This is a genomic window from uncultured Sulfitobacter sp. (assembly GCF_964021855.1).
In the GTDB taxonomy this organism is placed as follows: Bacteria; Pseudomonadota; Alphaproteobacteria; order Rhodobacterales; family Rhodobacteraceae; genus Sulfitobacter.
In genome coordinates this window covers 7579-24417 of sequence record NZ_CAXHZD010000006.1, presented here as the reverse complement: position 1 = coordinate 24417, position 16839 = coordinate 7579, and the positions used below count along the sequence as shown (strand labels likewise).

1 protein-coding gene (only partly in view) is annotated in these 16839 nt (G+C 56.3%); it reads right to left on the bottom strand.

Annotated elements, in window-relative coordinates:
• Positions 1-16839, bottom strand: partial view of a calcium-binding protein gene (locus tag AADJ11_RS17005; RefSeq protein WP_341235629.1) — the 5' portion only. The gene continues 18246 nt to the left of window position 1, outside the view; 16839 of the gene's 35085 nt are visible here — the first part of the coding sequence; the start codon lies at positions 16837-16839; its stop codon lies beyond the left edge, outside the window.

The window sequence follows — 16839 nt, the reverse complement described above, 5'->3', positions numbered from 1 at the left end:
GTAAGTACCAAAGGTCAGGCGGGCCATCCCGCGTTCTTCCAGCAAGGGATCAGAGATGCCAGGAACATTGTAACGAATGCCGCCTGCGATCTCGATATAGAAGATGCGCGAAGATGTATCACCGTCAGCCGGGGCTGAACCGTCTGCAACACGGTCGATAACCTTAAAGCTTTCGGTGCTTTCCGCGCCGGTATTTCCAGCAAGGTCAGCCCATGTTCCGGCTTCGAACTTAACAAATACAGTGCCGGTGTTGAAGGCACCTGTGGTGTAATAGCGGTACGTGCCATTGCCCATATCATCAGGGGCGATTGCCAGAATATTGACCGATGAACCGGCGCCGCTGAGGGTAAATTCATCTCCGTTCAGGGTTGCAATATTCAACGCAAACAGAGGGTTTGTTGTCAGGTCGCCCAACATGGCGAATGTGACGTCGATATAGCCGTTTGTCAGGTCGCTTGTAATGCTCAGCGTCTGGGTGGCCTGAGCCTCAATCGCAATATCGTCGTCGTATTTCCAAGCGTCTGTGCCGTAGCTGAGCGTTACGAATTCGCCTGCTACGAGCGGGTTGGCGGAGGTGCCGCCAGTAATTGTCAATTCGATCTGGCCCGGGGGTGCGCGGGCTGTATTCCCTGTGACGGTCAGGCTTGAGCCGTCCGCACGGGTAAGGGTAAAGGCCCCGTTCACAAAGCTGCCAGTATCCAGCAATTCGCTCGTGCCCAGCTGCAACAGCAAGAAGAACCCGCTCGTCGCTGACTGGACCTGAAGTTCGACACTGTTGTTCGCGGCCACCGCGTCGATGGTATTACCGCTGGTGTCCAACCAGTTGAAGCTGCCACCGATGAACTCAACAGTAACGTTGTCAGCAACGTCCGATCCTTGGAAGCTGCCAATGTACCAAATCCGGAAGACCGCATCATCGCCATCCATCCCCAGATATAGCGGGGCCTGTGTCAGATCAGCAGTAATGGTGCCGCCCGTCGCGCTAAAGATAACTTCGGGGGCCAGATCAAGGACCGATGCGACGTCGATCTCAAAGGCGTAGGACGGTTTGACAAACCGCACGTCGATATAGCCGCGGTTGTTCAGATCCAATTGCCCAATCACGCCCCCATCGACAGGATCAGCCAGCGCGCCCGACAGTTGCAACACTTGGAAGGACGTTTCGGACCCTTCGCCAGCATTTGCACCCGAGCTGAAGGTACCTGCGTTGATTGTAACATTCACGGAACCCGCCGCGACATTGCCGCTTATGAAGTAACGCACTGTCAGGCCATCGCCGATCCGCATGGCGTCGCCAGAAAGGGTCGCACCTGTCACGGTGATCTCGTCGCCTAGGGTGTCAAATTCAATCTGATCGCCAAACGTTGGGGTAAACCGGATATCGATCCAGGATGTATCAAGGGTCGTCGCCACAAACCCGGCTGTACCCGCATTATCCGCAGCCGTACCATCATTGCGCAGAACGGTGGCTTCGCCATCAATGCTGGCAATACGATTGATCGTTGTGCCGGGTGTATAGGTCCCCGTGGTCCAGTAACGGAACCGGTAATCTTCGGTGATCGTATCCGGATCGATGGTCGGGTCATCAGGGTTCAGCCACTCTGGGGCCTGCGTGTCGTCAAAGGCGATTGTCACATTGCCGCCGATAAACTCAAACTCTGGGGCCAGATCAATGATCGATCCAATCCGCAGGCCACCGTCTGGGCGGGCAAAGCTCAGATCGACATAGCCACGACCATTCAACGTCCCGATCCCAATCGTGCCATCCGGCCCGGGGTTCTGGATCGTGCCCTGCGCCCCGGCGATGTGGAAATTCAGCGCCAGGGCACGGTTTTTGGCACCATCGGCACCGAACGCGTCTTTGGCAATTGTCAGAACCGCATCACCGACCGCAACAGCACCGTCAAGGAACACCCGTGTCACGCCATTGCCCATATCAAGCAGCGAAACGACAGCCGGCCCGGCGGCACCGCCGACAGTCAGGGTCAGTTTCGACAGATCACCAGCGGCAAAATCAGGCGCTGCATCGCCCGTCGCCGGGGTAATCAGAATATCAATGTAGCTTGCATAATTGTTGATCGCACCCGTGCCGCCATTTGCACCCACAAGCGTCAGCGTTTCCACACTCGTCGACTTGTAGGAGATCAGGTCCGCCCCGAAGGTCAGCGTCACTGCTTCAGTGGTCTCCACTGTTCCAGTCAGCAAGATCGCGTATTGGTACTGGACGGCGCTATCGCTACCCGTGCCATCGTCTGCCCGCACCACATCTGTTGTCGTCACCAGCTCGGCTGTATAGGACTCCCCGTTGGGCGCAGTCACTGTAAACTCGGCCCCTGCATCCAGTATTGATTCAATGTCAAAGACATATCCGGAAGGAGGCGCCCCAAAAATACCCGTCAAGGTAAGCGGGTTCTGGATACCTGTAACAGCATCAACTTCACCAATCTGAAGCACCCCATCGATTACCGTACCTGTTACAGTGATATCCGCTGCTGCTTTGGTGTAGGACCAAGCACCGGCGATTGCGGTTACTGTGATGCTGGTGGTCTCTGCGCCATCGGCAAAGTCACCCGTCAACCAGTAGCGGTAGGTATTTTCACCGATCCGGGTTGGTGCCTGTGCTGGATCCAGCGCGATTGTGTTCAAACCTGCACCAGACAGGGTGAATTCAGGGGCCGCATCAATAATCGAGCGGTGGTCATATCCGGTAAAGTCGGTGGGCACCGTTGGGAACTGAATGTCGATATAGCTGCGCGCGCCAAGACGGTTAACATCAATCGATGCGCCTTCGCCCGGATTAACAAGCGTGGCTGTGGCACCTTCTGCAACCAATTCGATGGGTGTGGCTGTCGCGATAGATTGGTTACCAGCAGCATCGCGGAATGCATTAGCGTCAAAGCTGATCTCATAGACACCGGGTGCGTAAGTCAGACCGGTCAGCGTATATTGGAACTGCGTGATCCCTTCGGAGGTCAGGTATTCGTAATATTCCGCTTGGGTCATACCTGCGTCCGAGATCACCTCGTACGTTACCGCACCATTAGAACCCATCACCATCCGTACGGCTGCTGGGTCACCCACGGTAACACTACCACCGCTTGGGGTCGTCATCGTGAATTCAGCTAGACTGTCTAGAATGGAGGCGTAATTCAGCGCATTGCCGGACGGCGCGCGGAAGGAAATGATCAGCTGTTTCGCGCCACTGTTCAAGACGTTCACATCAGCGGTGTACCCGGTTTCGGTTTTGGCAAACGGTCCTACAATCGATGCGCTTGGGCTCACGATCTCAAAGCTTTGGCTGGCAGTCGCGATATTGGCCAACCCATCACGATTCCAAGCACCATCTGTAAAGGTCACAGTGTACTTGCCCAACGGCAGGCTGGTGTCTGCCAGGAAATACCGGATCACATCCTTGCCAACGATCACGCGCTTGTCGTTAGCCTCCCCGGTGGTTTTCAACTCGACCACTTCGCCCGCTTGGTTACGCAGAACGAACGGCGCGCCACCGGCAGCAATCGCTTGCATGTTTGCAGCGGTCAGTTCGGCACCGATTTCAGGGATAAAGCGGATGTCGATCCAAGGGCCGGTGACAACCGTAGCCGTCCCCACAGCGGATGAACTCTCATTAACAACCGTGCTATACAGCACCTCGCCCGTTTGTTCGTTCAGGTATGACCAACCCTGGTTTACATATTGATAGCTGATGGGGCTTGTCGCCGTACCAATGACCCAGAAGCGATAGGTCGTACCAGTCAGATGTACCGGCGCGAGCGTATCATCAAGCACTACGCCAGCTGTGGTTATGATCAACTCCGGCGCGAGATCCAGAACCGATGCTTTATCCAGAACTGCGGTGCCCAAATCTTCGAATGTAACGTCGATATAGCCGGCACCGTTAATCGCAGAAGCGCCAATTTCGGTACCTGCACCGGGCCCTGCCAGTTCCTGCGTCGGATTGGCTGCGCGGTCTTGAACAATTTCAATCTCGACATCGTCGCCAAGCAGCGTTTGGAAGCCAAAGCGCAAGCTGCCTTCGATCGTGATGATGTCAACTTGATCCGGAATTTTTGCCAAGAACAGGATCGTCGCCTCACCCGCGGCAATTTTGCTTAGGTTGGCATAAAGCCGCGCGGACAGTGACAGGTTGTCAGCAGCAAAATTCAGCTGGCCGATAACAAGTATTTTGCCGTCTGTGGAAATCTTGATCGTCACCTGACCGTTAAAGGTCAACTCGGATGTGTAGATCTCGGTGGTCGCCGTATCATTAAAAAACACCATCGGCGCTTGGAACGCGGCCGCAAAACCGCTTTGCGATGGGTTTGCCTGCATCAGACGATACTGGGTCAGGACCTGACCGCGCACCATATCCAGCCAACCATCTACACTTACGTTCGCAGGCAATTGGAATGCAGGGCCCGTCAATTCACCCGGCGTCGTGATATCAGGCAGAGAGGTAAAGAAATCAACGCCGCCGGTAAAGTTATTGATCGTCAGGCCCGAAATCGGCTCAAGCAGGATACCACCGGGAATCTGCGCGGTCACAAGAACACCCAACGGGCCAAGTTCGCTCATCGCGAAGCGGATGGTGAAGCCCGACAGACCCGCAAAGGCATATCCGGCCTCAACCCCGACAAAGAACACACGGTCGGCCACGACTGTTGTCGTATCCAGCGTCGGCACTTCGTTTCCTGACGCATCGACATTGATAATGCCACCGATCAGCGTACCTTCGATCTGGCCGCCAAACAGGTTGCCCGAAACCGACACACCCAATGCTTCGATGCCGATGATCGGGTTCTTACCATCCAGCAACAGCCCTACATCGATTTGGATGCCTTTTACGGTGCCTTCGAATTTAAGGCCCGGGTTGCCCTGCAGACCAGTGATCGTCGCGGACAGCGTCAGCACGAATTTCTCGGGCGCGGCCTGAATATCAGCCCATTGCACGCCAATTTCCGTGATACGTATCGGCAGCCATGCCGGCCATTTGAACGTCGCGCCGGTGGCCGACCCAACACCGATGAACACGCCAAAGCCGCGCTTGGTGACAAAGCTGCCGTCGCCAAGGAATGCAAACTGCCGTGCCTCACCCATCAGCGTCACCGACCCCACGGTCAGTTCAGCGCCGATTGCGGCAAAGCTGATCAGCTCTTCGTCATTCGCGGCACCGGTATCAAGGTTCAGGTCAACGCCCGTCAGAACAAGGTTTGGCCCCAAGGTGATACGGAAGGTGTCCATCCGCCAGATGAACCCGTCAACACGGCCGTCGGTAAAGGTTAACCCAAGGCGGATCGCCTCTGTGTCCGGCGCGCCCACAGTATCGGTCAGTTCCGCAGTGGTGCGGTCGCGAATATCGGCTGAAACTGGTTTGCCGGGTGCAAATTTTGCACCACCAGAGGCGACAAAAATCGATCCGTCAAAGGTCACAGCCTGACCAAAGACCACCCTAAAGTCTGTCACCCCGATGCGCAGATCAACAAATTCAAGCAAGCTGCCAAATTTGATCGTGCCGGTCTGCCCGTCCGTACGGGTGGCCGACTGCGGGTTGCTGGACAGACTGCTATAGATCAGCTGCGCCGTCTTCAGGCTAAACCCGTTTTCGTAAACAATCAGACCCGGCGTAGTGACGTCGCCAGTGATCAGGCCCGTCAAGCCAAAGCGTGGGAACGTGACCTTGACCGTGCCAATTTCAACCAGTTTCTGTCCGGCATCGGACAGAACTTCCGCCGGTGCTTTTGACGCATCATAATCAGGGTCATATCCAATTTTGATCGCATATGCCTCAAAGGTCAGAACCTCGGGGATGGTGCCAAGCAGACTATCTGCTGTGACTTCCCACTTGCCAGTGAACCCGATGTCCGGCTCGCCACCGGTGATGGTTGCCAAGACATCAATGCCGACGTCGAATTTGACCAGCAAACCGTTGATTACAACACTTGTACCGCCGGTATTGGACGGCGTGCCGCCAGCCGGTGTGGTGCTGCCAAACGCGAGCGCCGCGCGGTCAGCGCCGATAGCAATGGTCAAGATCAGGCGGCCATCTTTGAACGCCAGCTTATCAAGACCGACAGAGGGCGCTTCAATCGTGACAGGACCAACATTGAGCGACAGGCCGCTGGTTTGCGTTTCTGGAATGTCGGCGACGGTAAAGACAGAAGAATAGACAACCATGGTGCTGACGCTGTTTGCGTCTGTCTGATCGGTAGGTGTCAGCCCGTCATCGGCACCAAACAATACGGTCTGGTTATTCAAGTTTTGATAGGACCACGTACCGGCCAAGAACTGGACGGTCACATCACCCACGCCGAAGGCCGCATTTGAGCGGGTATTCGCAGCGGTGCCGGTCGGGCCCGCAGCCAACGCAGGTGGCTTGGCCGCGATGAAGTAACGCCATGTGGTCGCGGATACCTGTGCAACGCCGACAACGCTGCCGACATTTGCGGCACCACCGACGGCGGAGATACGAATTTCGTTGCCATCAATCGTGTCCACGTTCAACGACTGCCCGACGATGGTGCGGAACGTCACGTCGATAAATCCGCTGGCGTTCAACTGCGTCGCATCAACCGTGGCACCAGAGAACGGTTTGGCCAGGGCAATTGTTGGTGCTTGTGCCGCAGCAAGGCGCGCCAGTTCAAATTGAGCGGCCCCAAATTCTGATGTCAAATTGCGCAATACACGGAAACGTTCGATTTCGCGCGCGCCCAGCTGGTTTGCACTGTCTTTCCAGGAATTAGCAAGGAACTCGACCTCATAGGTGATCGGGCTGTTCGATGTAATCTCGGTCGGTTTTGACAGGATCTGATAGCGGAAAGTCGGTTTGGCCGTGCCCTCAACACGTGTCGCGGCACCTGACACTTCGATGTTATAGACATCACCACTCTGGTTGATGGCCCGGATCAGGAATTCCTGTTCGACATCTGTAATCGAGCTTTCAACGATACCATTCGGGTTCGCTTCGCTGGTCAGGTAGTTGTTGTTGTTAAAGATGACGTCGATGTATTCCAGCTGATCAAGGCGCACGATCTGGTCTTGCAGCGGCGATGCCAGATCAGCGCTCAGCTTAACCAGCCCGCGCGTGCTGGTGCTGGTTATTTCGCCTCTTTCGCCGTTGATCGTATAGCTGGTGAGCCGGATATCAGACAGTTGGAACCCATCTATCCCGCCAAAGCTGAACCGCGCGGCCCCACCAAAGCCCATGGCGCGACTTGTATCCCCTTCGGGGTTCACAAGGATCACGGTCTCGGGCGCATATACTTCGATCACACCCAACGGTGTGCGGGTGAACAGCACGTCATCCGATGTAATCGTTACGATATCGGCACCCGCCGTGGCACCGATGCCAATCGACACATTACCAAACACCTGCTCCATCGTGCCGGATGTGAATTTGACCTGAAGCGGCTCTAGTGTTTCGCTAGGGTTAAGCCGTGGCACGTCATTGACCAGCGTCGGGGCAATCACCTTGCCGGAGTTGTTGATCCAGACTTCGACTTGACCCTCGATGCGCAGGCCATCAATCCCTACGACAGATGCATCACCCTTGGCATAGATGGCGAATGTCCGCAGACCGCTTGTCACGAATTCCAGCACCACCAGTTGGGTGTTGGTGATCAAAAGACCCACATCATCTGCCGTGCTTTCCAGATCCGCACCTTTGTCGCCAAAGAAAATGCTGATGTTACGGCCCGCGATCCCGCTGGTAACACCCGCAGCTTTGAAATTGGCAATCGCGTCAATGTTGAGCGTATTCACCGAACCGGTGATGGTCAGATATGGGTCATAGGTCAGCGTAACGTCAGCAATCGCAAGTTGGACAAAATCCCCCTCGCCCGCGCCAAAGTTCAGCTGATACAGCGCATCTCCGATGCTGACGCTTTGAGCGATGTTGGTGCGTGTTGTGGTGTTGAACCGCAAGATCGCTGTCGCCTCGGCTGCGAAATCACCTGCACCGCCCTGTGCCGTCAGTTCAATCTGACCGGCAAGACCGTTTTGCGTCGCGGCAGGACCGTCATCATAATAAATGATCACGCCCTTGCCTTCGGTCAGGCCGAACACGTCGGAACTGTCAGGATCACGGTAGGTGCCAGACACATCTGTGAAGGCAAAGATTGTACGTTTTGTTGGTGTTGCCGTTGAAACATCCGTGACCTGCGCGATAGAAATCGTACCGCTAAACTCAAGCTCGGGGGTATCGGAGGCACCGATGGTTCCGGTCGCGTTGCCCAAGTCAATCTTGAGGCCCAGGTTTTCGCCCGTGATGCGGATAAACTTGCCCGCTGGCAGCGTGAGCGTCCGAGTCGTCTGGGTGATCCCGTCGCCATCGACATATTCCGAGACGTTGAACTCTTGGTTCACGGCAACTGTTGCTGTGTTGATCTCAAGGCGGAATGTCGGGGATGCGAATGCAAAGGTGTTCCGGCCATCCGTGAACGACACCGCCGAGAATGTTATATCGATATTGGCGCTTAGACCCGCAGATGTGATCAGGATCAGCGCATTGCCTGTGGCGGCAAAGTCTATCGTGCCAAGGCTGGCAGTCACATCAGTGGCGGAAATTTTGGTGACGATCTGGCCGTTGCTGAGGGTAGTCCGCTCGAACGTGATGTCGGCCTGAAGGGCAAAGTCTGCGTCTGCAACGCTGGTCGGTTTTACACCGGAAGTATTGATAAGGAGCGATGCGCCGGTTCCGGCTGTGGCCCCGATGGCTTGGAACCCTATAACGGTATCGGCAAAGCCCTGTTCTTTGAACGTATAAAGGAAATCTGCTTCTGTGGTCGCTGTCCCCGGTGATAGGCCGGTAACCGTGGTAAAGTCGAAGGCAGGCAGAATAACTTGTGGGCCCGTGGGCGCGCCAGCGCGGCCTTGGTTGACCTTGATCTTGATGTTGTTGGCCTCAAGCGCGACGCCGCCAACGCCCACCAGATCAACACCCGCGACCTCAGCATAAAGCGCAGTATAGCGGTCACCATTCACGGTCGCCACATAAGACGTGTTGGTCCCGGTGGTCACTTCATCAACTTGGCTCAAGAGCGCCAAATCGAAGGTGATATTCTCGATCGCGACACCAACTGCATTTCCAGCGACAGCGGGCGCTGTCGAGGTGCGCGCGTCCGTATCAAGCACGAAGTACGGGCCGCCAACGCCGACAAAGGCGTTGATGTTGCTACCGCTGATCTGGGTCACGGCAAAATTCTTGGTGGTCGGGTTGGCAGCAGCAGGAAGGACAAACCCCTTGGAGAAAGTCACATTCCCGGACAGGAACACATATTGGTCAATCCCGATGACGGCAAAACCCGTCACCTCAAGAATTTCCGCAGCCATCGACAGGGTAACATCATCTGCCGCATTCAGACCGGTCGGGATGGTCAGGTTGTTCGTGTCAAAGTCTATCGCGCGTCCGACCGACGCGGCATTATAAGACACCTCGAAATCATAGGCCGCCAGCGTCAGGCCATCGACACCCACCAGCGTCACGTCGCCCCCGGCGCTCAGTGCGGTATAGGATCCGGCATTTGCCCCACCAGCAGCGATGGGAAGTCCGGTTACAGGATCAACCGACTGCAACAACGCCAGCGCCACAAATCCGTTAGAGATTTGCAAACCAACCAGATCGGTTTGCGCGCCAAATGCCTTGGTCTGGTCATAACCGGTACCGACAAAGATATTCACATCACGCGCACCGACAGTCATCGCGCTCATTTTTCTGATCTGACCATCCGCCAAGACAACATCCAGCAGGGCGTCACCCTTACGGAAGGCAAATTCACCCGAGATGAACACATATTCTTCGACACCCAGCACGATTGATCCGCGTACTTCCAGCACGCTTTCGTTCAGATCATCAAAGGTGATGGCAGGGTTTGATCCGACGGTCACATTCCAGATGCCCGTGTCGCTGAAATCAAGAGTGCTGGTGCCAAGCGTCGGGGTCGACGTGCCATTGATTGCAACATTCAACGTGCCGCTAAGCGTTAGCCCATTGATCCCAAGCAGGGCCGCCGTGCCGCTTGCCTTGATCGCGTACCATGATTTCAACTGCGCTGTAGCTGTTGCGGATTCAGGTGTTTCAGACACCAGCAGAATGCCAAGGCTGTCCACGGTCAGCGCGACGCCAACCACATCACTGTCTGGGTCAACGGCGGTTGCCCGCCCCGTCACATCGGTCAGATATTCAGGTGTTCCTGTACCGGCAAAGACAACAACATTGGCAAGGCCAAGGCGCAGAACCGACGTGTTAAAGGTAGTGGCGTTATCCAAGGTCCGCGCAGCGACGTTTTGTTCGGCGATCAGGGTTGCCTCACCGCGGATATGGACAAAGTCACCCACAACGATTGTCGCATCCGCATAAAGGGCAACGCCATCGCGGCTCAGGTCCAGTACGGTCACGGTTTCAGGCTCAACCACACCGTTGGTGTTGGTTGCCGAAAGAACGTCATAGCTGGTGGGGGTGATGACTGTGCCGTCTGACCACTCGGTTGAATCGAGATTAACGGCTTGGGTCCAGTTGAGGACGGTTAGAGGTGCAAGGCTGCCTGTGGTGGCGGCAGAGTTGAGTTCAAGGGTGCCGTTGTTCAGCGTCGCCGCGATCGCATCCACCCCTTCTAGGGTGGCAGTATCAATATTCGCTTTCAGGCCGAAATAACCGCGAGCGTCCAAGGCAGGGTTTGAGGACGTGATGCTGGCAAACACCAGCTCAGCACTGGCAACCGAAACGCCGGGCCCATCGCGAATGCCAATTGTCAGGCCCGGATCCGCAGCCGTTCCGACAACGCCCAAGCTAATCCGGGTCAAAGCTGCGTTATCCATGTCAGTCGCCAGATCAAAGCTTTGGTCGCTGTTGATATCAACGTCCACTATATCCTGCGCAAAGCTGAATGTCGCATCAGCGGCAATAAACTCGAACGCGCTAAAGGATACGGCACCGGTCACAAGCGTGCGGTCCGCCGTGGCATTAAACTGCGCGGTCAACGGTGCGCCAAGCGGCCCATATTCAAAGAAGACCCCCTCGCCTGAGGTTGCTTCGTCTGGGATTACAACTGTTGTCCAGTCGAACCCGGGATCAGATGCGGTAAGAGGTACGTGCGTGTAATAATCAAGCGTCACTGAAGTGATCACAAAATCGACCTCTGATGGCAGCCCGGTGATTGTGGCATCGCCCAAGTTTGCGGTGATCGCCGTTGCACTTGGGATAGTGGTAACCGTCGCGGTTGGCACCGCGTCCGGAACCGCCGACAACAAGGCCACAGCCACGTTACCGCTGCCGACTGATATCCCCACACCACCCGGCTGACCGATAAACAGCGGATCGGTCAGGGTCATACCCAGCAACAGCAGCTTGGCATCTTCTAATGCCGCATCCGTATCAAGCTGCGCTGTCACCCCAGAGATCACTTGCAAGTCGAATGTCGCACCAAGATCAACGAACCCAAAGGCATCCAGTGTCAGCGTGCCAGACACCTTTAGATCGGTGCCCGCGTCAAACACATCCGGCACGGCGCTGAACTGCGCAACATTGACCCAATCCAGCTTGGTGCCAGCTGTGGTGTCCGCATTAATCGCCTTATTAAAGGTGATCGCAATGTCGGTCACCGCGATTTCAAAGCCATCAGGCATTCCGCGCGGTGCGACCTGAGCAGCCGTTGCATATAGTCCGGTCCAACTGCGTGCCGATGCGCCCACAGCTGCCGGGGTTTCGTTCACGACATAAAGGTCCAGCGCTGCATTGGTGACGGCAAAGCCTGTTCCCTGATCTGCCACGCCGTTGACGACACCACTGGCCAGGTCGTCGACGCGGGTAAAGGCACCGTCATCCCCGACAAACAGATACGCATCAGTAAGGTTGAACTGAACCAACCGGGCGTCTGCAATCGTAATGGCACCATCCGTGACATTTGCCACCGACTGAACCGAGCCCGAGAAGCCCGCCGCAACAATCACATTGTCCTGAATGTTCAGCTCTATCTCGCCGCCAAAGGACAGGTCGAGCGTCTGTTCAATGGTGCCAATCCGCGTGCCGTTGAAATCAGAAATGCCGGACCAGTCCAACTTGGTTGTATCAGCGGCGGCACCATTGAACCTGAACGTAATATCGCGTGCGATGGCCACAATTCCGTCGATACCGCGCAAGTCAGCCTGACCGATTTCACCCGCCACAGCCACCCAGCTAAGCGGTGTTGTGGCTGTCGATGGTTGGCTGATGATCCCAAGCTCGAGATTTGCACCCTGAACCGCAATACCGGTGCCAGCGCCCTCCAGTCCGGTGGCGCGGCCCGTGGTGCCATCATAGATAAACGCGCCCCCTGCCCCTGCAAACAAAGTCGCGCCAGTGACCGACAGCGACAGAACTGACGCGTCTGCCACTTCAATGCCGTTGCCGTCGTTGATGGTTTTGGTCTGGGCGCTAATTCCGAAAGCACCAAACAAAAGCACGTTGTCTTCTATACGCACCTCAACGGCACCCTGGACGCTGAAGTCCAGATCAGAGGTAATGCCATCAGCCGTATTGGTGATCGATACCGCATCAAAGATGGGCACGCCCGTGGCTTCAAGCGTGGTCCAGTCCAGCTTGGTCGCCGTGGCGGCCGCATCTGTCGTGGCGGCCGAGTTCAGGCGAATTTCAAGGTCATAGGCCTTGAGATCAATCCCGTTGATACCACGGACATCCAATTGCGCGGAACCCGCTTGTAGTGCGGTCCAGCTTTGTGTGGTCCCTTGGATTGTCGGGTCCGATTGCCCTTGGCTGATCGATAGCAAGTCGAACGACAGGTTCTGGCCCGCAAACCCGGTACCGCCCGCGGCAATACCATCAACGACCCCGTCCGTTTGCGTAAAGCCGCCCCCGACACCGGCAAAGACATAGCCAGAGTTTACCGAGAAGCGCATGACATTGACGTTTTCATTTGCGCCCACATCACCCGGCAAGGCATCAAGCGTGTCCAACGTCACAATCTCGCCCGACAGGGTGCCGGCCAACAATACCGACCCGTCAATCTCTCCGTGGAAAGAACCGCCAAAGGCGACATTCAAGGTGCTGTTAATCTCGGCGACTTGAGTTAGCCCGGTCACAACATCAAAACCGCTGCCATCCAGTTTCAGGCTGGTCCAATCCAGTTTGGTACCAGAAACTGCATCTGCAACATTGGTGCGAAAACTCAGGTTCGTGGTGCTGGCTACAAATCCGGCTGGCAAACCCGCCAGATCAGCCGACGCAACGCTGACGTCGACGGCTGACCAGCTGCGCAAGGTACCGGCTTCTTCGTTCACAAAGGCCAGTTCAGCCGACACGCCGCTCGCATTAAACCCGGTTGCGCCCTCAAGGTCGGCCAAAGCGATCAATCCAGTGATCACCGTCGGGTCGGTAGTGTCGTAGGTGAAGCCGCCCCCGACACCCGCAAACAGTGCGGCATTCGAAACGGTAAAGGTCGTGACATTCGCGGCTACGTCGGCAGCCGTTCCACCGCCGGACACGGTGTAGCCACCCGTCGCGATTGAGAAACCACCGCCAAGATAGACAAAGCCGTCGCCATAGAAAAGCGACCCGCCAAGGGCAAAGTCGATGCTGCTATCAAGATCGGCCAAGGCCGTCGCTGCATCGGAATAATTGATCGTGGCCCAATCCAGTTTGGAAACTTCTGCACCAAACGCATCCTCCGCGATGTTGAACTTGAGGCTCACATCATTGGCCTGCGCCTCGACATTACCAAGGCCTAATATCTGTGCGAGGTCAAAACCGCCCACCAGCCCGATATAGGTGGTGTCGTCAGTCGCAACGGTCAGATCAGCACCTTGATCAATCAAGACGCCCAAGGCCAGTCCGGCATTTTCGATGTAAACACCCGCTGCGTTGCCGCGTTCGATCACCGGCTCGCCTGATCCATTGTCGACAAACTGCGCACCGGACCCGCCAAAGACGGTTGTTTCACTTAATGTTAGCAGCAGCAGGTCACCGGTCACAGTGCCCACGGCAGTTGCTTCAGCATCCGCGACCACAGCCATTGTAAACGTGGAGGTCAGATAGACGGCATCCGGAACCTCCAACGTCAGTGTGCCGCCGATCTTGAACTGCTCAAGCCCGTTCAGGCCAAGCGTCGCATCAGTCAAATCCAGTTGCGGCCCGGTCAGGTCATCGGAAAGGTTCTGCCAGTTCATAATGGTCGGCGTCAGCGACGTGGACGCAAAGTTGCCGGTGACCAAGAAATCACGCCCATCGATATTAAAGCTCGACGGATCACCAAGGCCAACGACATCTATCGCATCGACAGTTGCCCGGAACGCGACCCAGCTTTCTGCGCCAGCGGCATCTTGGGCACCGCGTGCCACAATCGCCAATTCAAAACCGATGCTGGCCCCATAGAACCCTTGGAACGCAGCCGTCACGCCCGTGGGCGGACCATCGACAACATTACGGGTAAAGGGTTCGGATATCAGGGTACCGTCGGTATCAAAGGTAGAGGCCGACGTACCAGCGGCGAAAAAGCCATCGCTGAGCTTGAAGGTCACCACGGTGGCATTGGCCGCCGTGATCGCGCCATCGTCAATTGTTTCCGTCTTAACCGATAGCTCCATTTGACCCGCGATGGAGACAGTGTCCGCAATCGCGATCTCAACATCAGCCAGCAGTTCGATGCCGTCAAAGTCTAGATCAAGGTAAGAATCGCCCGCCGGATTTTCCAGCGCGGCCTGCGTCCAGTCCAGCGCTGTGCTTAGATCAGACGCCGCATTCAATTTGACCGACAGCTCACGTGCGATCAGCTCAGTCTCCGGCAATCCAAAGGCCTGTGCTGCGGTGGTAAAGCTGACCCCGCCATAAATCACCGACGGAACGGTTGTCGTCGCTTGCGTTTTGAACAGGCCCAAGGTGAAGTTGAAATCGGTGGCAAGCACCCCTTCGGCGTCGGTCGTGTCAAATTCAACCTCCGCCGGCGGAATCAGAACGCTGGGCAGATCGACACCAACCCCGATAAAGGCCGACGCGTCCTGAAGCTGGAATACCAGCAGATCACCAAAAACCGTGTCGCCGGACGGAAGGTTAACGTCTGCCGTGGTTTTGGTCAGCGTCACGCCACCGGCAAAGAATGCCACATCCGTATAGGTGAAATTGCCCGTCGTCGGCTCGGCCTTTTCTTGGAACGCCAATGCCGCCGTACCGGTGACCGAGGCAAATTCGGCAGTGGCCGCAGAAAATGCCGTTGTTTCTCGTAACACGACCGCGCCTGCGGTATTGATCCCAGAAATCACCGCCCCTTCGGATGCGGCGTTCAACAGAATTTCAGCCGAACCGATAGACCCTTTGATCGCGTCTGCGTTGATCAGCGTCAGTTGGTCGATGGATGCGCCAAGCGACACCCAGACATGATAGCCGGAAACCGCGCCATCGGTATAAGCTTGGCGATAGAACCGAAGATCGAAATTAAAGTTCTCGCCTTCAACCCCGGTGCCTAGGTTTTCATCCCCGTTCGCCTTGTTCGTAAAATACGCGTCGCCGTCAGAGCCAGCAAAGAGCGTCGCGGCCGTGACGGTCAGGGTGGCGACATCAACGCCTTCCAGCGTTACGGCCGATCCACCAATCATAAACCCTTGGACGGTTTGATTTTGCAGAAGGGTAGAGTTAACGGATGTGGCATCACCCAGCGACAAGGTTACAAAATCAGCGACCGTCATTTCATAGACATTGGTTGCGCCGGTAGTTGCGTCCTGTTTGGTGTTGTCAAACCCGTGGGTCAGCAGCGCACCCGCTGCATAGATGATCGCGTCGTCCTGCGTCCCGCCGACCAGCTTGCCGATATTCTCGAACGTTGTGGTGCCGTTTTCGGAGGTCAGCGTGCCAGCGTTCACCGATGTGATATCCCACACAGTGTCTACGTCTTGGCCTTCGATCACATAAAGGGCGGTGTCGGTATCATTGCCACCGCGCAGCAACCCGATGCCAGAGTATGACAATGTGTAGGTGGTGCTCGCATCTGTGGCAAAGCTAAGGGTGCCACTGTCAGGGCCCGTTACGGTAAAGGTACCCGCGCCGTTGTCGAACAACGCATCAGCCCCGATCAAGGAGTCAGTGCCCCCGGACAAACCGATCAGTTCGGTGACACCGGTTGTCGTCAAAACCTGTTCGGTCAAGGCAGCGTCGGAATACGCGGTGATCGCGCCGTCCGCCAAGACCTGATAATAAAGCTGGGTGCTCAGCGCAGGAAGGGTCGTAGGGACAGTTGTCGGCAACAACAGCCGCTCACCCACATCCAGCTCTGCGCCCATAAGCGCCAAGCCGTCACCATGATCAAAGCCGTATGCGTGGCCAAGCTCGTGCAGAACCGCCGTCAGCAAATCAACGCCCGCCGCGGCATCCCCTGCCCCGGCGCGCAAGGTATATCCGTCAAGCGTGGTATATTCAGCGTTGTCGGAAAGCGTCGCATCAATGAACCAGCCAGCACCTGCCGCATTGTCATCGATAGTGATATGTGTGTCGGTAATTGACGCAAGCGCTGCGCTCCCCAAATCAGCGACGGCAAATGTTGTCGTGATAGGTGTAAACCCGGGCAACGCGGCCCATAACGCCAACGCTTTATCGATTGTGGCTTGGGCAGCCGCCATGTCTATAGCAGTTGCATCTTCTGCAGTGGCCGCCGCTACACTGTCGGGCACCAACGTTAGATGATCAGTATGTGAAGCAGCTTCGTCAGACCAAGCCTCTGGCCAGATGACCTCGGGATCTACAGGTTCAAGGGTTTTGATCTCGGCGACTTTGCTATCCTGCCCGGCAACATCGTCAATTATGTCGACGATGGCGGCAGTGGTGGCCAAGGGATCATCCCACCCGGCCTTGTCCGCGATACGCGCCAT